This is a genomic window from Prevotella sp. 885 (genome assembly GCF_002265625.1).
In the GTDB taxonomy this organism is placed as follows: domain Bacteria; phylum Bacteroidota; class Bacteroidia; order Bacteroidales; family Bacteroidaceae; genus Prevotella.
The window spans coordinates 1-22,676 of the sequence record NZ_NOVE01000055.1 but is presented as its reverse complement, the minus strand read 5'-3'; the positions used below and the strand labels follow the sequence as shown (position 1 = coordinate 22,676).

Sequence of the window (22,676 nt, the reverse complement as noted above, 5' to 3'; positions counted from 1 at the left end):
ACCAATATAATGAAATACTTTATGCCTTTTTAACCACATAGCTTTCTTATATCCATTTGGTTGCAATAGAACGTACAACCTAATTATATATCGTTTTATATCTTGTAATCTCATATTTTTTATGTTTAATATTTAAACGTTTTTTAAACACAGCTCATATACGGGAATTGCAGACATTTATATATGTCTATCGTCTTTTCGATTAATAATTAATAATAAATATATTTTAGCATGAAAAAATCTACGATTACCAACCAATGGTTGTACACGTTTCTCCTGCTGATCATGGCTATGACCGTGCCGCGGCAGGCGTATGCCGGAGAACACTTCAACACGGCTCATGGCAGAGGTACAGACTACTACTCACGCCTCTATCATCACCCCACAGTGGATGAGCCATGGATAGGTATCTTTTTCTGGTTCTACGACATGAATGGTTATGACGGCTTTTTCCTTCACGATGAAACGGAGAAAGGACACCGTGGTCCGGCCATTTATATAGATGGCAAATACATCTGCTCACCCGACTGGGAGTTGTCATGGGTAGGTGAAAAGGGCTATGGTAATGATAAAGGACTGGATGAACAGCGTGGCAACAACGGATGGTGGGGCGACACCTACACCAAAGAAGTTGACGGCGTGAACTACACCGTACGCTTCTGGGACCCACGAAAACTGAAAGAACAGTTCTGGGTGGAGATGATCATCTACATGGACAAGATGGCTGTGGCTACCCAGCACGACATCAAGATTCGCGGTAAATGGAGAATCAACAATACAAGTGAAGCGTGGGAGGAACGCACGTTCCGAAGCCGAGGCATCAAGAACATATTTGCGGACAGCCCAACCTACGAACGTACCTATGGTTCGTTGACGGTGAAGGAGAGTAAGCTCAACACGAGCTACGGCCCAACCACTGTGGCCATGACTACTGACGGTTCGTATTACAAAGACTACGGAAACGGCAAGCGCTACTTCGACCCTTCCACACTCAATAAAGCGGTTTACAAGACCTACAGCAAGGGCTCATCCACCTATAATGGGCTGACGCTTTCGTATGACGAAACGGATGGGTCTTCATTCTATCTATACAGACAAAAATCTATTACTGTAACTCCCAAAGACCGACCCAGTACGATTATATTTGGCTGGCAGATGGATACGCCTTACAGTTACGACGTTCCTCGCAATGTAGCTGCACCCACCGACATGTGGAAAAAACAAATATTGTTGACATGGCAAGCCTATGGTCGTCATTTATATGCAAATGGCACATGGAGCATCTACCGTTACCCTGACGGGCACCCAGAGGACAAAACGAAAGTGGCGGGCGACATTCCGTATAATACACGAAAATACACGGACGACGTGCCTGATTACGACCAAAAATACGTCTATGAGGTTTATTTCGTACCTACCAATTCGCCTTCAGGCAAACTGCTGTCCAGCCTTATGGCCAGCACTACGCAGTCCGTGCAGCGCTCGTTCCCGATTAACATCTTCGATGTGGTTTCTGACAAGAAATCCATCACGGTGAAATGGCAATGCCCCGAGTTCAAGGGTAACGAAAGCTATGCCTTCAAGCTGTTACGCACCGAGAGCAAGAACGGACTGCCGGGCGACGACTGGACGGAGGTGGCAACCGTCAACGTCACCGACAAGGGAAAGACACGATACGAATATACCGACACGCGCGACCTGAAGCTCTGCCCCACCTATATATATAAGGTGCAGACCACGATGCTCGAGAACAAGCTCTTCTCAAGCGCCAACATCCTGGAGGGCCGCATCACGGGCAACTCGCAGGTTACGGCGGTCAACGCCACCAAGGGCGACTACAACGGACTTGTGAAGGTGGCATGGGAAGCCGACCAGGTTGGATCGGACGTGACACGCTACGAGGTGGCACGCCGTGTGAAGGGCACCGACACATGGGCGACCATCTACAAGACCAGCGGCACCGCCTCGTCTTATTACTATGAGGACCAGACGGCACTGCCCGGACAGTATTACGACTACAAGGTGGTGAGCATCACCACGTGCGACGGCAGCGACACACGCCTTGAGAAGAGCGACGACGGATTCTGTCGCGCCACCGGCATCGTGTCGGGCCGCATCACCTACGGCACCGGAACTGCCGTGGCTGGCACCCGCGTGGCATTGATGCGTGGCGACGGCACACAGCAGCAGGGCGGACAGTTCTATGCTCTCCGAGTGTCGGGAGCCGGCGACGGTGTGTTCCTTAGCAAGGACAGCGAGACGCTCAACAAGTATTTCGCCTCCAAGCCATACACCCTGCAGATGATGATTCGCCCCGACGATGCGCAGACTGGCACTATTCCAACCATTCTCGACCTCGGCAGCAAGTTACAGCTGACGCTTGGTGCTGCAGAATCCAATGGCAAGGGCTATCCGCTTACCCTCAAGAGCGCATCCGCTTCGGCACCTACGGGCATCTATCTGAAGCCTAACGCCTTCACTTCGCTGACTCTCGCCGTAGATGCTGCGGGCGCAGCCACAGTGACGGCAGTCAACGCCGAAGATTCGGTTACCGTTGTACCACTCGCCGACAAGCTCAGCGCCAAGGTGCAGTTTGCCAATTCCGACAACACAGGATTGTGTCTCGGCGGCAGTTACCAGTCGTCGGCAAACCATGCCTTCTCGGGCTATATCGACGAGATGCGCATATTCAGCGGCAAGGCATTGAGTCGTGAGGAAATCCTCGCCAACTACAACCACACCCTCTGCGGAACGGAAGACGGACTCATAGCTTACTGGCCGGTAGACGAAGGCTTCAGCGGACAGACCACAGCCTACGACTACTCGAAGACGAGTGGCGTGGCAAACGGCAACCACGCACGTCTCGGTGCTGGCACATCACCTACGGGCAGCGTCATTCCGACATCGCATCAGCTCGGACTGTTTGGCTTGACCGACACACAAGGCAACTTCGTCATCCGTGGTGTACCGTTCACAGGTGACGGAACCAACTATATGGTTATCCCAGCCATGGGCATACACGAATACTCGCCAACCTATTCCACACGCTACGTCAGCGCCTCGTCGCTCGTGCATAGCGGAGTAGACTTCACCGACGTATCATCATTCCCAGTATCGGGCACCGTCTTCTACGAGGGCACCGATTATCCGGTGGAGGGATGCACCTTCTATGTTGACGGTACGATATGCAGTCGCGACGGCGAACTCATACAGTCGGCAGAGGACGGCACATTCACCATCAGCGTGCCCATCGGCGACCACTTCGTTCAGGTGAAGAAGGACGGCCATGTGTTTGCATCAGCCGGACGCTACCCCGCCGACCCGAACGGAGCCGGCGTGAAGATTACGTTCGATCGCGAGATTAAGAACATGGAGTTCATCGACCAGACACTCGTCAACTTCACGGGCCGCGTGGTAGGTGGAAGCATTGAGGGAGAGAAGCCTGTCGGATTCGGTGCAAGCCAGAACAATATCGGTATCACCGAACTCGTTCTCAGCCCCACCAACGACCGCTATCGCCTCAACGTGGTGAAGAAGACGAACGGCACGTCATACAGCTACGAGACCAATACCTCAAAGGCTGCCGTAAAGTCAGCCACCAGCGTCATTGCCAGCCATTCGTGGCGCGGTGCGGGCGATGCCGCCAAGAAGATATTCATACGCACCGACTCGCTCACAGGTGAGTTCTCAGCCATGGTGCCTCCGCTTATGTATAATGTGGAGAGCATGAAGGTAGTGGCAACCGGCCTGAGCGTTGGCGACGCAACTACCGTTGACGCCACCTATCCGCTCGTGCAGTTGACCGACACCTTGGTCACAGAGAATGGGGTGCGTCAAGAGTATGCATATAACTGCAAGCTTAACCAGACCTATCACAGCGCACCCTCGTTCACCGTCACCCAGCGTGGCCACGACGACGGAGCCTTCGGATTGTCGAAGTATGAAATTGAGGACGCCAACGGCAAGCTCACCATCGACGACATCTACACCATCGACACCAATGGCAAGGTGACATATAACTACGGCGGTGCCATCTTCGAACGTGAGGAGAACTACACCTTCGACCTCAAAGGCTTCGAGGAGTATGTCAACAGCGACGTGAAGAACCAGCCGGTGACATCGCGTGTGCCGCTCAGCGGCAATGTGGTGACCATCAACAACGCCCTCTCCGCCTCGCAGAAGGTTTATCTTGAGAACAACCCGGCTGGCAAAGCTGCCGGTTCGTTGGTTGAGTTGGAGAGCAATCAGTTGCAGCTCGACAGTCTCGGTTGCGCCGTGTACACATGGAAGGCAGGTCTGCCCAACATCACCGCGCCCTACTCGCGCACCCTCTCCATCAGCTACGACATCGACGACCGCACCTACAACTGGGACGGCAGTGGCATGAACGGCATCATCCTCGGTTCGCTGCCCACAGGCAATAACTTTGTGACGAGCGGCCCCGACGTTGTGGAGATGATTCTGCGCGACCCTCCCGGAACTGGCTCAAGCGCCGAGTGGACCAGCGGCAGCGTTACGTCCTCATCCACCAGCAGCGGCAGCGTGTGGACTTCTGATAGCGAAGTGCTGACTTCCACCAAGTTGGGTGTGGAAGTAACGACCGTTACAGGAATATTTGGTTTCGCATTTCTCAACAGTTTAGAGAGCAAGAACGATCTGAGCGTGGGAGTTAATATCTTCACAGAAGGCGAGAATGCCAACACTTGGAACCGCACCATAACCGCCACACGCACCATATCCACATCATCAGCTCCAGAGTATGTGGGTGCCAACGGCGACGTGTTTATCGGTTCGGCTACCAATCTCATCTATGGATTGGCACGCGATGTCAACTTCCGCCGACAAGGAACGAGCGACAAGGCGACATTGGAACTGAAGGACATCATCACCACGGGACTCAACTTCAAGACCATGTTCAACTACACGGAAAACTACGTGGAGAACGTATTGCTGCCAAACCTGCGCGCCATGCGCAACAGCCTGCTTCAGACCGTTGCCAGTACCCAGGGCTACAGCAATACGACTGACCATCCCGTATACCTCACTACGCTTGCTGCCGACGACCCACGCTTCGGCAGTTCCAACCACGACAAGAAGGTATGGGGACCGAAAGCCACCAAGCATGTGTCCGTCAGCGGACCGTCATACACCATGATCGCGCCAAGCAATAGCAACCTCTGCTATAGCGACTCGGTGGAATGGTGCAACTCGCAAATCCGGAATTGGGAGAATACGCTCGCCACCAACGAGAAGGAGAAGGTACTTGCATACGAGAACCGTGACGAAAACCTTGATCAGAACTTCTCGTTCGACTCGGGCAGCAGCATAACAATGAGCCGACAGACAGAAGAAAGCCGTGGAAGCACACACGAATGGACCGTTACTTCGGCTCTCGTATTGTCTGATTCATGGGGAATGAGCATAAATAAAACAGGTGTGCAATGCACTGTCTCTACAAGGACTGGAGGCGGAGCGCATCACACTTCAGAGGATACCAAGACTAACATCTCGTCATTCAGCTACACCCTCGCTGAGGAAGCCGACGACGACGCTCTGACTGTGGACGTATATAAGTATGGTGCTTATTCGCCCATCTTCCGCACACGCGGCGGACAGACCTCTGGTCCGTATGAGGGCGAGGTGCAGACCAAGTATTATCGTCCGGGCACCACCATCATGGAAGCCACCATGCAGATTGAGGTGCCGCAGATAGCAGTGGACGTACCTGTGGTAAGCAATGTGCCTACGGGCAGTGCCGCCAACTACACGCTGCGCCTCACCAACGCCTCAGAGGTGGACGAGGACGTCTACTACAAGCTCCTGATGATAGACGAGAGCAATCCAGACGGTGCAAAGATCACCATCGACGGCATGCCGCTCACCGACAACCGCGTCATCAAGATTCCGGCTGGACAGACCGTCACCAAGGCCATGCAGCTCTGGCAGACCAACACCAGCGTGCTCGACTATAAGAACATCGGCATCGTGCTCGCCTCACAGTCGCAGTACGACCCGACCAGCACATGGGACCAGATAGCCGACACCGTATACGTAACAGCACAGTTCGTGCCTTCATCATCGGCAGTGACGATGAAGCTCGACCGCACTACGCTCAACTCGCAGACCGGCGACGACCTGAACATCTCGTTCAACCAGTTCGACCGCGACTACCACAACCTCAAGGCGTTCCGCATACAGTATCGCAAGCAGGGCGACACCGACTGGACACTCATTCACGAATACGTAATCAACGAGGCTGACAAGACACAGAACAATGAGTTGCTGCCCAGCACAGCCACCGTGTCATACAAGTTGCCAATGCACAACTTCAGCGACGGCAACTACACCTTCCGCATACTCTCCGTCAGTACGTACGGCAATGAGGAAGTGTATAACACCAGTGAGGAGATAGCCCTCGTGAAGGATATGCAGCGCCCGCAGCCGCTCGGCATGCCGACGCCTACCAACGGCATCCTCTCGCCCGGCGACGACGTTAGCATCGAGTTCAACGAGAACTTCCTGAAGGGCGAACTCACGAAGACCGCCAACTTCATAGTCACCGGTGTGCTCAACGGAGCAGAGGTGTCGCACGCCACCGCTCTCGGCATGACCGGCACCGACAACACCGCCGCTACCGAGGCCGACATCAATCTGGCAGGCAAGAGCTTTGCCATCGACGCTTGGGTGAACCTCAAGGGCGCAGGCACATTGCTTACCCACGGTAAGGGAGAGCAGAAGCTCGTGGTCGGCATGGACGACAACCGCCACCTCCAGGTGAAGATAGACGACAATGTCTATACGTCGAAGACTGAGATGCCTACCGACAAGTGGGCATACCTCACGATCAACTATGCCGCAAATGCCAACGGCTGCACGCTGAAGGCTGCCGTGGCAGAAGACGCCACCACCACCGACCTCTTCACCAACGAAGCAGTGGTTGCCTACGACGGCAACGGACCGCTCGCCATCGGACAGCACCTGACGGGAGCCATCCACGAACTCACACTCTGGGATGAAGCTCACGACATGACAGCGGCGCTGATGGAGAAGAACAAGACCAAGAATCCTGCCACACGCCATCTGATTGGCTATTGGAAGATGGACGAGGGTGAAGGCACCGTCATCACCGACTATGCCCGCAACCGACATCTGCGCATGACTGGCGATAACTGGTATCTCAACAACGAGAACAAGGCCATCACGCTCGACGGCACGTCGCACCTCGACATTCCTACCGCCGACGTATCGCCGCTCGCTGCCGACAACTGCGCCATCGAAATGTGGATGCGCGCCGACAAGCAGAAAGGCGAGACCCAGCTGCTGCAGGCTGGCGAAGTGGAGCTGTGGATGAACACCGACGGTGTGCTACAACTCACATCCGGCGACAACACCTTCGCTGCCGGCACCGCATCGCTGCAAGACAAGGCTTGGCACCATGTGGCACTCAACATCCTGCGCAACGGCAATGCAGCCGTGTATGTGGACGGCGAGCGCACCATGGCAACAAGCGTGACTGGCATCGGAACAACGGCAAGCGACCGTATGATCATCGGCGCACGCCGCACACTCAACGAAGACGGAACGTACGAGTACGACCGTCAGCTAGTGGGCAATATTGACGAAATACGCCTATGGAACGCCACTCTTAGTGCCGACATTCTCAAGTCGCGCCGCAAGATGCGACTGAACGGCACAGAGCAAGGACTCGTGGCATACTATCCGTTTGAGAAGAAGACGCTCGATGCATACAACCAGGTGGTGACCGAGGGCACCGACAACGACATGCTCCGCACAGACCATAAGGCAGTGTATGCCGACGCTCTCACCTTCACCGACGAGGCTCCAGCCCTGAGAGAGAAGAAGACTGAGACTAACGTCGACTACTCGTTCACGGCAAGCGACAACAAGATTGTCATCACGCTCAACGAGACTCCTGCCTCCATTGCAGCATGTACGCTCAACTTCACCGTCCGCGACCTGCGCGACGTCAACGGCAATCTCTCGCTGCCCGTATGCTGGAGTGCATACATCAACAACAATGAGCTGGCATGGAGCGAGAACACAATGAAGATGACAAAGAAGACCGGCGAAAGCCACACCTTCGAGGCAAGCTTTGCCAACAAGAGCGGCAAGCAGCAGATGTGGACCATAAGCGGCATGCCTTCATGGCTCAAGGCAGACGCAGAGTATGGCACCGTAGATCCGCTCGCCACAGAGACAATAAGCTTCGAAGTGACCGAGACTACTCCTGTGGGCAAGTACGAGGAGACCATATATCTTACCGGCAACGACGGCATAGCCACGCCGCTCACACTCTCACTCACAGTGGAGGGCGACAAGCCTGACTGGACAGTAGACAAGGGTAAGTACGAGAGTACGATGAGCATCATCGGAACACTCTCCATCCTCGGCAAGCCGAGCTATGACGCCGACGACATCGTAGGCGTATTCGTTGACGATGAATGCCGAGGCATAGCACATCCGGCATACAACGCACGCTATGACAACAGCTTCCTGCTGCTTGATGTATACGGCAATGACAGTGACGCTGGCAAGGCGCTCACATTCAAGGCTTACGACGCAAGCACCGGCATCATGTATCCGGTGACCACCACATCGCAAGACGTGACGTTCAGCGCCAACGTACTCATAGGCAAGTACGCAGCTCCGCTTCTCATCGAAGCTGCAGACAAGATGGAGCAGACAACACTTCTCAGCACGGGTTGGAACTGGACCTCGTTCTACGCCAAGGCCGACGACATGAATGTCAGCAGCGTATTTGCAAGTGTTGCAGACGGCGTGGAGACAGTGAAGAGCAAGGACGCGTTTGCCAACTGCGACAAGGGCACATGGCATGGCAAGTCATTCGACGTAGACAACCGTTCGATGTATAAGGCGAGAATGTCAAGCGCCAAGGTGCTCAAGCTCATTGGCAGCCATGGCTCGAAGGAAGACCGCACCATCACGGTCGTGCCGGGATGGAACTGGATAGCCTACAACAACACGCAGACTGCTTCTGTGGCCAACGCTCTTGCAGGAATGGATCCGCAGGACGGCGACATGATAAAGGGACAGTATGGATTTGCCTTGTTCGACGGCTACGAATGGACCGGCTCGCTGAAGGCTCTCACTCCCGGACAGGGATATATGCTGCAGAGCGCAAGCGCAAACGTAAGGACATTCAACTATCCTTCATCGTTGCCAGCCTATGTTCAGAAGAAAGCGGCAGCCCAGTCTAAGCAGTTCACCTTCACTCCTGTAGACCACCACAAGTATCCGAGCAACATGACCATTACAGCTCGCGTGACCCTTGACGGCATGGTGCAGCAAGATGCAGAGGTTGGAGTATTCGCAGGCGACGAGTGTCGCACGGCAGAGTTTACCGATGCCGATGGCTATGCTTACTTCACCGTACCGGGCGATGGCAAGTGCACACTGAGATTCATGCTTGCCAAGGACGGACAGACATGGCTTTCGGACGTAACACTCGACTTTGCAGAAGACGCAATATGCGGCTCTTACAAGTTGCCATTTGAGGTGACATTCGGAAAGACCACGTTCATTGACGGCATAACATCCGATGACGACACCAACACACGCTGGTACGACCTCAACGGTATGTTGCTGAACGGCAAGCCATCTGTGTCTGGAGTGTATATGCGCAGCACGTACGACGCAAATACGGGAATGACCGTAACAAGAAAAGTAGTGCTGAAATAAAGAACTTACAATGTCTGAACCATCAGACTAAGAATAAATAACGACAAGGCGTACAACCGAAACCGCACGGATTCAGGTTGTACGCCTTGTGGTTTGATTGAGCCTCTCACCGCTAAACTGCATTTCAGCCTAAAGTATTGTGCCAGCACTACTGATTTCTCGGATTTTATTTGTATTTTTGCCATAGTTAACCAATTAGATATGAATAAATCCAAGATTTTGCTTACACTTGCCACGACGGCGCTGCTCGCTTCGTCGTGTGCCACACACCACTACACCATCACGGGCATCGAACGCTCACGCATACTCATCGACTCGCGCTATGACAACGCACAGAACCAGGAGGCTGTGGCGTTCCTGGCTCCATATAAGGAGCGCGTGGATGCGATGATGAGTCCGGTTATGGGATATGCGGCTCACGATATGTCCACCCACAGACCGGAGAGCGAGCTCTCCAATCTCCTTGCCGACGTGCTGATATGGAGCAGCAAGGCTTTCAATGAGAAACCCGACTTCGCCGTGTATAATATAGGTGGCATACGTGCTGCCATCACGAAGGGAGCCGTCACGAAGGGCGACATCCTTGACGTGGCTCCTTTCGAGAACAAGATTTGCTTCCTGACGCTTACCGGCGAGGAGGTGACGGAGCTGTTCACGCAGATTGCTCTGTGTAAAGGCGAAGGCGTCAGCCATGAGGTGCGCCTCGAGATTACACGCGACGGCAAGCTGCTGTCAGCCACAGTTGGCGGCAAGCCGATTGACCCGGCTGCCAACTACCGCATCGCCACACTCGACTATGTGGCGCAAGGCAACGACCACATGGGGGCATTCAAGAAAAAGAAGGACGTGGTGTCGCCGCAAGACGAGGAGAACAACGTCAGATATCTCATCGAGAAATTCTTCCAGGACGCTCAGTCGAAAGGCAAGGAGGTAAGCTCGAAGGTGGAGGGACGCATCACCGTGAAGTAAGATAACAATGGACAATAACAAGCGAAAACACATGACATCAATGGCAATAAGAAAAATATTCGTGGCGGCATGTCTCTGCCTCGCCACGCTGACGGCTGCAGCGCAGAAGACACTCGAAATACTCCACACCAACGACACACACTCCTGCATCCTACCGCTCAATCCCAACCTGCAGGACACTCTCGTGGCTGGACGCGGCGGCTTCGTAAGACGTGTGGCAATGATAAATCAGGAACGCGAGAAGAATCCTGACCTGCTGCTCTTCGACAGCGGCGACTTCTCGCAGGGATCGCCGTTCTACACGATATACAAGGGCGACGTGGAGATTGGACTGATGAATATGATGAAGTATGACGCCGTGACCATCGGCAACCATGAGTTCGACTACGGACTGGACAACATGGCACGCATCTTCCGCATGGCGAAGTTCCCCGTGGTATGCGCCAACTATGACTTTACGGGCACTCCCGTCGAGGGCATCGTCAAGCCTTACGTGATTCTGAAACGCAACGGACTGCGCATCGGCGTACTCGGCATCTGCCCGCAGATGTTGGGACTGGTGGACGAGAACAAGTGTGTGGGCGTGAAATACCTTGACCCCGTTGAGACTGCCGACCGCATAGCAAAGAAGCTGAAGAAGGAGGAGAAGTGCGACGTGGTGATATGCCTCTCGCATCTCGGATGGGGACTGGCGCAGAACGTGGACGACGAGGACATGATTGCCCGCAACCACGACATCGACCTCGTACTCGGCGGACATTCCCATTCTTACTTCACAACGCTGAAGTACGCGAAGAATGCCGACGGACGGATGATTCCGGACGACCAGAACGGCAAGCATGCCATCTTCGTGGGAAAGATAATGATGAAGCTGGATAAGGCTAAGTAAGAACCGTCCGACAAACAACAAACAACCGTATACCGCAAAAACAATCAAGGGTGTGCAGCCTGACCTGACGGTCGGCTGCACACCCTTGACGTTTATAGGATGGTTGATGTTACTTCTTGTTTCTGTTGGCTCGCTGCTCACGGTACTTAGCCTTCTGACGAGCCGAACCGCTGCCATGGGCACCGGTGATGTACTTCTTCTTCTTTGCCTTCGTCTTCACCTTGTCGTCGTTCTTGGAAGAGCTGCTTGCTCCACCGCGACCCCAAGAGATGCCGTTGGCAATGATTGCGTCTATATCGTCGCCTTTGCTCATAATCGTTTTGTTTTAAAAAATTAAAGGGTTGACATGAGAATATTTTTCAATCAACTTGTATCTTGTCAACTCGTCAACTTATATCTTGTCAACTCGTAGTATCAATGATGGAACAGACGCACGCCGGTGAACGCCATTGTGATGCCATACTTGTCGCAAGTGTCGATGACATTGTCGTCACGTACCGAACCACCAGCCTGTGCGATATACTCTACGCCGCTCTTGTGAGCACGCTCGATGTTGTCGCCGAACGGGAAGAAAGCGTCCGAACCGAGAGCTACGCCGCGGTTCTCGGCTATCCATGCCTTCTTCTCCTCCATTGTGAGCACCTCGGGCTTCTCCTTGAAGAACATCTGCCATGTTCCATCACGCAGAACGTCGTCATGGTCCTCAGAGATATATACGTCGATGGTGTTGTCGCGGTCAGCGCGGCGGATGTTGTCCACGAAGGGAAGATTCATCACCTTCGGGTGCTGGCGAAGCCACCAGATGTCAGCCTTGTTGCCTGCGAGACGTGTGCAGTGGATGCGGCTCTGCTGTCCGGCACCGATGCCGATGGCCTGGCCGTCCTTTACGTAACATACTGAGTTCGACTGTGTATACTTCAGTGTGATGAGCGAGATGATAAGGTCGCGGATGGCGTCGGGAGTGAAGTTCTTTGCCTTTGTGGGGATGTTCTCGAAGAGCTTCGGGTCGTCCAGACGAACCTCGTTGCGTCCCTGCTCGAAGGTAACGCCGAACACCTGCTTGTGCTCTATCGGTGCAGGCACGTAAGCGGGGTCTATCTTTATCACGTTGTATGTGCCCTTGCGCTTTGCCTTCAGAATCTCGATGGCCTCGGGAGTGAAGTCGGGTGCGATTACGCCGTCGCTCACCTCACGCTTGATGAGTGTGGCTGTGGCAGCGTCGCAAGTGTCGCTAAGAGCCACGAAGTCGCCGTAAGAGCTCATGCGGTCGGCGCCGCGGGCACGTGCATAAGCGCATGCAATCGGAGACAACTCTATCTTCACGTCGTCAACGAAATAAATCTTCTTCAGCGTGTCGCTCAAAGGCAAGCCTACTGCGGCTCCTGCGGGAGAGACGTGCTTGAAAGACGCTGCGGCGGGCAGACCGGTGGCTGCCTTCAGTTCCTTCACAAGCTGCCATGAGTTGAGGGCATCAAGGAAATTGATGTAGCCGGGACGGCCGTTGAGTACTTCGATGGGGAGTTCGCCTTCCTCCATGTAGATGCGGGAGGGCTTTTGGTTCGGATTGCATCCGTACTTAAGTGCTAATTCTTTCATACAGTGATTATAAGAATGAAAAATATGTCTGCAAAATTACTATTTTTCCACTAAAAATCAGTACATTTGCCCCAAATATTACGCTTTAAGGACGTTATGTATTATGAATTACGCATTAAAGAAACTGTTTGACACCGTAGAGCATGAGATTGGACGCATACCGCAGAAGGTTCGCGCCCTCGACAAACTTGCCCTTTACATCAAGGGTACGGAGAAACCTAAACGTGAAACTCTCGACAAGATTTCGCTGCTTGTGGGCTTCCAGAACTGGGAAGCGTTCAAGGATGCGCTTAACGGAGAGGCGGACGGACAGGAGAACTTTAAGGATTGACGCCCTTATACTACTAAAACAAACTTATGGAACATATCAAGAACATTGCAAGCCAATTCGCCATCCAGGGCACCATCAGCCAGATTTCGCCTCTCGGCAACGGTCTGATAAACGACACCTACAAGATTACGACAGCCGAACCCGCAGAGCATGACTATGTGCTGCAGCGTATCAACCATCATATCTTCACTGACGTGCCATTGTTGCAGCATAACATCGAGGTAGTGACCGGACACATTCGCCGACAGCTTGAGAAGGCCGGCACGCCCGACATCGACCGCCGTGTGCTGACTTTCCTGCCCACCAAGGAGGGCAAGACTTTCTATTATGACGAGGAGAAGGACGAGTACTGGCGCGTGTCGGTATTCATCAGCAACGCCGTTACCATTGAGAAGGTGGACGAGACATCATCTTATAACGCCGGCAACGCCTTCGGCAACTTCGAATCGATGCTTACTGACGTGGCTGACCAGCTGGGCGAAACCATCCCGTCGTTCCACAACATGGAGCTGCGACGCGACCAGCTGCGCGACGTTCTTCGTCGCGATCCCGTAGGACGTGCCGCTTCCGTGGCTGAATTTGTGAATCAGATTGAATCGTATATGGACGAGATGTGCCAGGGTGAGCGTCTTCTTCGTGAGGGCAAGCTGGCTCTGCGCGTATGCCATTGCGACACGAAGGTGAACAATGTGATGTTCGATACGGAAGGCAACGTGTTATGCGTCATCGACCTCGACACCGTCATGCCGTCGCTCTTCTCAAGCGATTACGGCGATTTCCTGCGCACAGCCGCCAACACCATAGCCGAAGACTCTGCCGAATTCGACAAAATAGACTTCCGTATGGACATCTTCCGCGCCTTCACACGTGGATATCTGGAGACGGCAGGATCGTTCCTTACGCCGTTGGAGGTGTCGCTCCTACCCTACGCCGCCGAACTCTTCCCCTACATGCAGTGCGTCCGCTTCCTTTGGGACTACGTATCAGGCGACCATTACTGGAAATGCCAGTTCGCCGAACACAACCTCGTAAGAGCACAAAACCAGTGGCAGCTCTTCCTCAAGGCACGTGAGCACGAGGAAGAGATGAAGGAGTTTATCGGTGAATGCACCAGGTAAGGAATCAGAAGTTCTATTTATAAATGATATAAAAAACCAACCGATTATACAAATCGTATAATAGAAATCGTATAATTATCGTTTATCACTCAAAATAGAAGTTGAGCACTATCATTTTCTGGCGGGCATCGTCCACCGACTGCGCGTATTTGAGCATGTTCTTGTCGCGCAGATCCTTGTAGTGATTGGTGTCGAGGGCGTTGCCGAGTCCGTAGACAAACTTAAGTTCGGGACGCAACTTGAAGAAAGGCAGATAGAAGTCGCAGCCCAAGCCCACCTCCATTGAGAGATTATATCGCTTCAGCCTGAGATAATCGCTGTTCTTACCCGTAAGATTGAGCATCGGAACGACGCCAGCCATGAGGTAAGGACGGTGATTGTTGAAGCGTGGAGCGGAGAATATCAGGTCGCAAGACGTGGTGATATACGCCGACTTCATGTCCTGACGCACCTCCGCAGGGCGTCCGCTGTTGTCCACGTTGAGAAGGTCATGGAAGACAATGTGTCGTGCGCCGAAATACATTGTCGGGGCAATACGCAACTGGAAATGCTCGTGCAGGCGGAACTCGCCGAGCACACCAACATTGATGCCCGGGTCCCAACGGCTCTGTTCCGTCGTGACAAGCGCCTCCGCCGTTGTGCCGTCAGCGTACGTAATGGTCTGCGGACCAACATTGCGCAGCTCTATGTCCTGCAGATGCGTACCCACAATCACACCGAAATGGAACGGGCGCAAGTCAGTATAGGGACGGTTCTGCACTGTGCGGTCCTGTGCGGACAGCCTCAACGGCAAGGCGAGGAAAGTCGCCAATAATATATATAGTATGTAATGTGCGTGTCTCATCTTAATCTATATAACGCAAAAAAGGCTCGCTTATTGTGAGAGAAACCACAGGTAAGGAAGAATATACGTATAAATATGTTAAAACCCATACCCACTTGTAGGTATATCGAAGAAAATTATTAACTTTGCAACGTTCAAAAATAGGTAGTCAGAACTAACTGCCTGAACAACCCGAACGAATTAACATTAATAACAATTTATAATAGATTTTAATTATGGCTTACGTAATTGGTGACGACTGCATCGCATGCGGTACATGTATTGGCGAGTGCCCGGTAGAGGCAATCTCTGAAGGCGAAAAGTATTCAATCAACCCTGATCTCTGCACAGAGTGCGGCACATGCGCAAGCGTATGTCCTCAGGAGGCTATCAGCCTTGGCGAGTAATTAGGGGAGCTTCATACAGTGACTGCATAGCAGGACACTACGAAAACCCATACAACGGTTGTGATATTCCGCAAAACGGATGTCACAACCGTTTTTGTTTTATATAAGGCGGGACTTTCGATGGCTTAAAAGTTAAAAAAGCATTGAAAACTTGTGGGTTAGGCGAAAAAGTCGTAACTTTGCATCCGCTTTTCGGCGTAACCGATGACGGGAAGAAGAGTAGCCCAGTTAAGTTGCGCGAGAACGATAAAACAAATTTAATTATCAAAATTTACAATGGATTTAATTAAAGTTGCTGAAGAAGCATTTGCAACCGGCAAGAAGTTCCCGGAGTTCCGCTCTGGTGACACAATCACAGTCGCTTACAAAATTATCGAGGGTTCAAAGGAGCGTATCCAGCTCTACCGTGGCGTAGTTATCAAGATCTCTGGCCATGGCGACAAGAAGCGCTTCACCGTTCGCAAGATGTCTGGTACTGTAGGTGTAGAGCGTATCTTCCCCATCGAGTCACCGAACATCGACAGCATCGAGATCAACAAGCACGGTAAGGTTCGCCGCGCCAAGCTTTACTATCTCCGCAAGCTCACTGGTAAGAAGGCTCGTATCGCTGAGCGTCGTGTCATCACCGGCGAGTAATTCGGAACGGTTTGACCACACGAAAAGAAATAAAAAAGGATTCTGCTGCAAAGCGGAATCCTTTTTTATTTTTATATTATCATAACAAAGCAATATGGCATTCATAATAAGCTAACAAGGCCAACATAGGAGGCTATGGCGTCCCGCCGTAGCCACGCAGCCTCCCATTGCTTAACGCCAACAAGCTAAAACTCCTTATGGCACCACGGCACCTTCCTGCTTCTTTCCGTCCATCAATATTCTTAACGGCTTGCTGAAACGCACCACTCGGACGTGCTCGGTCTCTTCCACGGCGGGCATGGCGTCGAGCATGGCCTTGTGGAAGACGCCCTCTTTGCGGTTTTCGTCCACCGTGAAATAGCCCACACCGAAGGAGGTCAGGTTCTGGAAGAAGTGGGTGCCCTGACTCGGGTCTACACGATAATTCTTCAGAGTCACCTCCACTATCACACGCGCAGCGCTGATGTGCGGCCACTTAATCGGTATGCCCAACCACGAATCAGACGAACCCCATCGTCCCGGACCCACGAGCACGTAGCCTTGTCCACGGTCCAAGTAACCGGAGTTTATCTTTTCTATCTCGCGTGCGATGGTCGGATTCTCGGCAGCTGAGAAGTTGTCGTCCGCCTTTACGTACACCACGTCCGTGACATCCTCGCTAACGCCGTGACCCAACGAGTTGTGGGAGCGGACCAGACAGTCCTCGTCCGGGATGGCAGCCACGTCCTCCTCGAGCATCTGCTTCGAATCGACAATCGGACGAATCTGCAACAGATAGAACTGTCCCGTGCGGTCCTCGTTGAGGTTGCAAGCAAACTCTATCTCCACGGGGCGACGCATCGACTCTGCTCCGTACTTCATCGACATCTGCAGCAGTTCTGGCAGCGGGAATACGTCCTGCTGCAACACACCTGCAAAGCTTATCACCTTACGTCCGCCGTCGTACAGTCCGTCGCGTATTACATTGTCGTAAGGGTCGTACGTGGAGGCGATATAGGAGAGCGCATTGTCGCGTTCAGCCTCTTTCACTCTGAGATTAAGGATGTTAAAACCGTCGTCCACCGTAAAGTCATTACCCACATGGCGCGTGTCGAGCGCATAAAATCGGGTCTGCGTCTGTCTCAGCGCCGTCTCCAGCTCGCTGGTCTGAAGCACCTGATGCGGATGATACGGCGACACGCGCAGGGTCTGTCCTCCGTCCACGATATACTTGCCCAGTCCGAGAGCCAGCGAAGCGATGCCCTCCTCCGCTTTCTCGTCCCCGATGGGATAATAGTTGAGCGACCGCAATACGCCGGAGAAATTGGGATAGTAGCGTCCGTCGTGCTGCTTGCCCACCACCTCCTGCAGTATCACAGCCATCTTCTCCTGGTCGATGACGTTGCTCGTGGCGGTCATATACGCCTTCGAGTCGCGATAATACACCGACGCATACACACTCTTGATGGCACACGCCAGCATCTCCAGCATGGCATACTTGTCCTCCAGATACGGAATCATATACGTGGCATATATTCCGGCGAACGGCTGATAATGAGCGTCTTCGAGGAGCGACGACGAGCGGATTGCCACCGGACTCTTCGTGGCTTCGAAGAACGTGAAGAAGTCGGCGATGAGCGAGTCGGGCAACTGCGCACGCAGGAAGTGGCGCAGTATCTCTTCGTCGGAGGCGTCGCTGAGCGCTATCTGGTACAGATTGTTCTGCTCCATGAACTGGTCGAAGACGTCCGTACACAGCACCACTGTCTTCGGAATCTGAACCGTCACGCCGGGGAACGAACTGAAGTCGGGGTGCATCTTTATGATATTGTCAAGAAAAGCCAGACCTCTGCCCTTTCCTCCGAGCGAACCGTCGCCGATGCGGGCGAAGTGCGAGTACGAGTCGAACTTCATACGGTCGAACACAGCCACCACGCCGATGTTCTTCATGTGGCGATACTGCACGATGGCGTCGAAGATAATCTCACGGTGAGCGGTGACGTCCTTCAGACGTTCCCACGTGATTTTCTTCAGGAAGTCAGACACGGGGAAGATGGCACGCGCCGAGAGCCAGCGGCTCATGTGGTTGCGCGAGATATGATAGAGCATCGAGTCGTCCGGAATACGGAATATGTTGTCCTGCAGTTCCTTCAGGTTATGTATGCGCATAATCTCCGCCTTCGTCTTCGGGTCGCGGAAGATGAAGTCGCCGAAGCCCATGTGCTCCTCCATGATGGATCGAAGGTCCAGCGACATCTTCTTCGAGTTCTTGTCAACGAAGCGGAAGCCTTCAGCCTCAGCCTTAGCCCTGTTCTCCGTCTCCGAGCTCTCCATGATGAGCGGCAGGAAGGGCGCCCGCTGATGGATGACGCGCAGAAGCTTCAGACCCGCCTCAGGGTCCTTCACGCCACCGAGCGGAAAGCGTACGTCGCTGATTACGCCGAGCACGTTGTCGGCATACTTATCATAAAGCGCCAGCGCCTCCTCATAGTTGCGTGCGAGCACCACCTTTGGACGTCCGCGCATACGCAGCGTGGCGGCATGGCGGTTGAGCGCCTCCGTGGAGAAGCGCTTGCTCTGTGCGAGGATGTAGTTGTAGAGATTGGGAAGAACAGAACTGTAGAAGCGGATGCTGTCCTCCACGAGCAATATCATCTGCACGCCACCCTCCTGTATGTCGTGCTCGAGGTTCATCTTGTCCTCTATGAGCTTGATGATGGAGAGAATGAGGTTGGTGTTGCCGAGCCAGCAGAACACATAGTCGAAGATGCTGAGGTCCTCGTTCTGCATGCGCTTCGTTATGCCGTGCGAGAAAGGCGTGAGCACCACGTAGTGCATATCCGGAAATCCCGCCTTTATGTCCCTCGCCACCGAGAACGCGTCGTTGTCGGCATTGCCCGGCATACAGATAACGAGGTCGATGTTCATGGTGCTGAGCACCTGGTAAGCCTCCTCCGTGGTGCTCACCTGCGTGAAGGTTGGCGGATAACGTAGTCCGAGCTCCACATACTCGTTATAGATTTTCTCCTCCACACGTCCGTCGTCCTCCAGCATGAAGGCGTCGTACGGATTGGCGACGATGAGGACATTATAGATGCGACGCATCATAAGATTGACGAACGTCACATCCTTCAGATAAAACTGGCGATATTCCTGCGGTATCATAGATTCGGTTCCTCCCTAATAATTATAGTTGAAAGATTGTTTAAACAATACAAAATTAACGATTTTGCCCCAAACTAAGCAATTCGGTGGCAAAGAATTATGTAATTTGGAAATTTAGGGTTACCTTTGTAAGACTTTAAGACTACTCAAAAAGGCAAGATGAAGAGATTCCTTGATTTCTTGATAGCTTGTGTGTGTATTATTGTCTTTGCGCCGCTCTTCGTCATATGCTTCATTGCCATATTGCTGGAAGACGGACAACCTGCCATTTACAGCCAGGAGCGCATAGGACTGCACGGCAAGCCATTTAATATATACAAATTCCGCAGCATGCGTCGTGACGCCGAACAGGAGGGTCCGCAGCTGCTGCTCGACGGAGCCATGAACGACCCGCGCCTCACGCGTGTGGGTAGGTTTCTGCGTGCCCATCACCTTGACGAACTTCCCCAGTTGTGGAATGTCCTGCGAGGCGATATGGCTTTCATCGGCTATCGTCCCGAACGCAAATTCTACATCGACCAGATTATGGAGCGCGACCCGCGTTACGAACTTCTCTACAAGATCCGCCCGGGCGTCACTTCTTACGCCACGCTTTACAACGGATATACGGACACCATAGAGAAGATGCTGCGTCGTCTGGAGCTCGACCTCTATTATCTTGAGCACCAATCAATGTGGTTCGACACCAAGGTGCTGTTCAAGACATTCATAAGCATCGTCTTCGGAAAGAAATTCTGATTTATCCTAACTCTTCGGCGGTTCCGCCAAAGACAATATTTGCATTTCTAATGCTCAATACTCCTCGTTCAGCGCACAAAGAAATCATTGGTGCGAAATTTTCGAGTTTTGAGCGTGCAGCGATAGCATACTGATGCACAGAAGGTTATACGGCTAAGAAAAGAAGTGTGCAATGAATGGTGGAGCCAAACAAGCATCATTGGGTTGCAATAGTGCCACTTTTGCACTCCAATAGTGGCGCTTTTATCATACAATAGCGCCACTTTTACACTCTAATAGTGGCACTATTGGACTGTAAAAGTGGCTCTTTTGTATATTATGGGCTCAACAACGATGAAAAAACCCCACAAAAACGACCTAACAAATCTCTAAAACCGATTTTTATTTTGTAACAGGTTTTTACTCTTTTGTACGATATTTGCATGAGACATGAAGGCTTGTTTAATCATTTCTTCACTCGCTTCACGCCGTCCACGATGTAGATGCCGGCGGGGAGCTCGTTCCATGACTTGGTCTGCTTCACACCCTGAACGGTGAAGATGCCCTTCTTACGTGCGGGCACGTCTGCTGTGATGTCGTTGATGCCGCTTGCGGAAGGCTCGATCACCACCTTCGACTTAAGCACCTCGCCATTCAGGACTACCGCCTTTTGGTCGGCGTCGAACTCCGCACCGACGGGCTGTGTGATGGCGCAGTTGTCGAGGATGAGGTCGCTGATGAGTGAGATAGATCCGCTGCCGCTGCCTTCTGCCTCTACGTAAGAGTTGCGCACGGTGAGCACCTCGCTCTTTGCTCCAATATAACCTGCTATGCCATAGCCACCCTTAACAAACAGACTGGTGTTGTTGATGGTTACGGAAGCGCCCTCCATGTCGAGACCACAGAATCGCTTGCTCGTGAGATGGAGCGAACCGTCGCCGGTGATGGTAGACGTCTGGTTCAACACCATGCTTGCCAGGTCGGCAGTAACGGTGTTATTGCCAATCAGCTTGACGGTGAAGTCGGAGACAGTCTTGTTCACAATGCCCGTTCCGTCGGTAGAGTTTCTTTCGATGGTGGCGTTGTCGAGAATGAGGGTTTTTGTATCGGGGTCGTAAGAGGCGCTGCCGCTCACTCCGTAGATGCTTGTGAGGTCTTTGTAGTTGAGTGTTGTCACCGGCTTGTCGGCGATATAGATGCCATAGCTGTCGGGTTCAATCACAACTTTGGAGGTTACGGTTTTTCCGTTCACAACCACCGCCAACGAATCGGCGTCGTATGCCGCCTTGGACGGAATGTCGATGTAGCATCCCTCAAGCTTCAGGCCGGCGATGTCGCAGATTGAGCCTGTGGGGCCCGTAGCTTCCACGTGAGAGTTGCGTATGGTGAGCACCTCTTCTGCCACGTTGTCGTTTGCTGATATGCCCCATTCGCCTTCTGCCTCCAACCAGCAGTTGACAATCTCGAGGGGGGAGCCCTCAAAAAGCACGGCGCATCTGTCGTTCGTTATGCTGAGCTTAGAACCGCTTTCGCCCTTGATAGCTGTCGTCTCGCACAGATATATGCCAGCTGAGTTGGTGACATTAATGGTGTTTGTGCCGATCAACTCTATCAAAAGGTCTTTGCAGGTTTGGTTAAGGACGGCGTTATAGCCATCTACCTCAATGGTGGCGTTCGCAAGAGTCAGGGTCTTGGTGTCGGGGTCGAAAGAGACGTTGCCGCTCACTCCCTCAATAATGCTGAGGTCAGCACAGTTTTGGGTTGTCACATCCTTGCCGGCAATCAAAATTCCATAGTTGTCTGGCTTAATCACCACCTTGTCGGTGACCTTCACGCCGTTGAGCGCCACGGCATGCACATTTGCGTCGAAGGCAGCACCAGCAGGTTGGGTGATGGAGCACCCGTCCAGAACGACGTTCTGGAAGTCGCAGATCGAGCCGTTGCTGCCAGTAGCCTCAACGTAAGCGTTGCGCACGATGAGCTCCTCCCCACTCTCGCCATCATTTCCTCCTATGCCATATAAACCTTCCGTATACAGCTTGACGCCTTCAATAACAGTCTGCGAACAGAAGGCATATATTGGACCACTGGAAAAAGTGTGTGGATATCGTAGTACAATAAAAACACTATATTGTCCGTTTATAAAGTCAAAGAACGGATAAATATGGAAAAGTATAGACTCCTTGCAGAATGTCTTTTGCCCGAACACATGCTGGATTGGTTCGACCTTAAAGACGTGTTTGTAGAGCAAAAGAAAGAAACAAAGCTTGTTCACATATACCTTGACGAAAACGAGCTGAGACCAGGTGACAGAACCGATATTCGT

At 52.7% G+C, this 22,676-nt stretch carries 13 protein-coding genes; 8 read left to right on the top strand and 5 right to left on the bottom strand.

Annotation, left to right across the window (positions count from 1 at the left end; genetic code table 11):
- The first annotated feature begins 231 nt into the window (after positions 1-231).
- The 3 genes from CHL74_RS13005 to CHL74_RS12995 all read left to right on the top strand — a co-directional run bounded on the left by CHL74_RS13005 (position 232) and on the right by CHL74_RS12995 (position 11,578).
- Positions 232-9,720 (top strand): LamG-like jellyroll fold domain-containing protein, encoded by a 9,489-nt coding sequence (locus tag CHL74_RS13005; RefSeq protein ID WP_094881643.1) that lies wholly within the window; start codon positions 232-234, stop codon positions 9,718-9,720.
- A 201-nt stretch (positions 9,721-9,921) separates the two neighbouring features.
- Positions 9,922-10,689 (top strand): 5'-nucleotidase C-terminal domain-containing protein, encoded by a 768-nt coding sequence (locus tag CHL74_RS13000; RefSeq protein WP_094881642.1) that lies wholly within the window; start codon positions 9,922-9,924, stop codon positions 10,687-10,689.
- A 40-nt stretch (positions 10,690-10,729) separates the two neighbouring features.
- Positions 10,730-11,578 (top strand): bifunctional metallophosphatase/5'-nucleotidase, encoded by an 849-nt coding sequence (locus tag CHL74_RS12995; protein ID WP_094881641.1) that lies wholly within the window; start codon positions 10,730-10,732, stop codon positions 11,576-11,578.
- Positions 11,579-11,687: 109 nt separating this feature from the next.
- Here CHL74_RS12995 and CHL74_RS12990 read toward each other — a convergent pair whose 3' ends face one another.
- Both CHL74_RS12990 and CHL74_RS12985 read right to left on the bottom strand, forming a co-directional pair.
- Positions 11,688-11,891, bottom strand: coding sequence for a hypothetical protein (locus CHL74_RS12990; protein ID WP_094881640.1), 204 nt, complete (start codon positions 11,889-11,891; stop codon positions 11,688-11,690).
- A gap of 101 nt (positions 11,892-11,992) precedes the next feature.
- The gene (locus tag CHL74_RS12985) at positions 11,993-13,174 is read right to left on the bottom strand and encodes a phosphoribosylaminoimidazolecarboxamide formyltransferase (protein WP_094881639.1); all 1,182 of its coding nucleotides are present in this window, start codon (positions 13,172-13,174) and stop codon (positions 11,993-11,995) included.
- 103 nt (positions 13,175-13,277) lie between these two features.
- Here CHL74_RS12985 and CHL74_RS12980 point away from each other — a divergent pair, with 103 nt between their 5' ends.
- Positions 13,278-13,505 carry a hypothetical protein gene (locus CHL74_RS12980; RefSeq protein WP_094881638.1) on the top strand — a complete coding sequence of 76 codons (228 nt, stop codon included), beginning with the start codon at positions 13,278-13,280 and terminating at the stop codon, positions 13,503-13,505.
- Between the two features lie 26 nt (positions 13,506-13,531).
- Complete coding sequence (locus CHL74_RS12975; protein WP_094881637.1) at positions 13,532-14,623, top strand: phosphotransferase enzyme family protein; 1,092 nt, start codon at positions 13,532-13,534, stop codon at positions 14,621-14,623.
- 85 nt (positions 14,624-14,708) lie between these two features.
- On the opposite strand, the gene porT is transcribed toward CHL74_RS12975, so the two are convergent.
- Entirely contained in the window at positions 14,709-15,467 is a 759-nt protein-coding gene (porT, locus tag CHL74_RS12970) for a type IX secretion/gliding motility protein PorT/SprT (RefSeq protein WP_094881636.1), read from the bottom strand.
- Positions 15,468-15,682: 215 nt separating this feature from the next.
- Between porT and CHL74_RS12965 the strand changes: the two genes are divergently transcribed.
- Together CHL74_RS12965 and rplS are read left to right on the top strand one after the other, a co-directional pair.
- Positions 15,683-15,853 (top strand): 4Fe-4S binding protein, encoded by a 171-nt coding sequence (locus CHL74_RS12965; protein ID WP_007897308.1) that lies wholly within the window; start codon positions 15,683-15,685, stop codon positions 15,851-15,853.
- A 276-nt stretch (positions 15,854-16,129) separates the two neighbouring features.
- Complete coding sequence (rplS, locus tag CHL74_RS12960) at positions 16,130-16,489, top strand: 50S ribosomal protein L19 (RefSeq protein WP_094881635.1); 360 nt, start codon at positions 16,130-16,132, stop codon at positions 16,487-16,489.
- A 195-nt stretch (positions 16,490-16,684) separates the two neighbouring features.
- On the opposite strand, the gene CHL74_RS12955 is transcribed toward rplS, so the two are convergent.
- Positions 16,685-19,633 (bottom strand): PEP/pyruvate-binding domain-containing protein, encoded by a 2,949-nt coding sequence (locus CHL74_RS12955; protein WP_094881634.1) that lies wholly within the window; start codon positions 19,631-19,633, stop codon positions 16,685-16,687.
- 159 nt (positions 19,634-19,792) lie between these two features.
- Between CHL74_RS12955 and CHL74_RS12950 the strand changes: the two genes are divergently transcribed.
- Entirely contained in the window at positions 19,793-20,371 is a 579-nt protein-coding gene (locus CHL74_RS12950; protein ID WP_094881633.1) for a sugar transferase, read from the top strand.
- A gap of 445 nt (positions 20,372-20,816) precedes the next feature.
- Here the strand turns inward: CHL74_RS12950 and CHL74_RS12945 are convergent, their stop codons facing one another.
- On the bottom strand, positions 20,817-22,325 hold the full coding sequence (locus CHL74_RS12945; RefSeq protein WP_141241337.1) for a peptidase: 1,509 nt from the start codon (positions 22,323-22,325) through the stop codon (positions 20,817-20,819).
- Between the last annotated feature and the right edge of the window lie 351 nt (positions 22,326-22,676).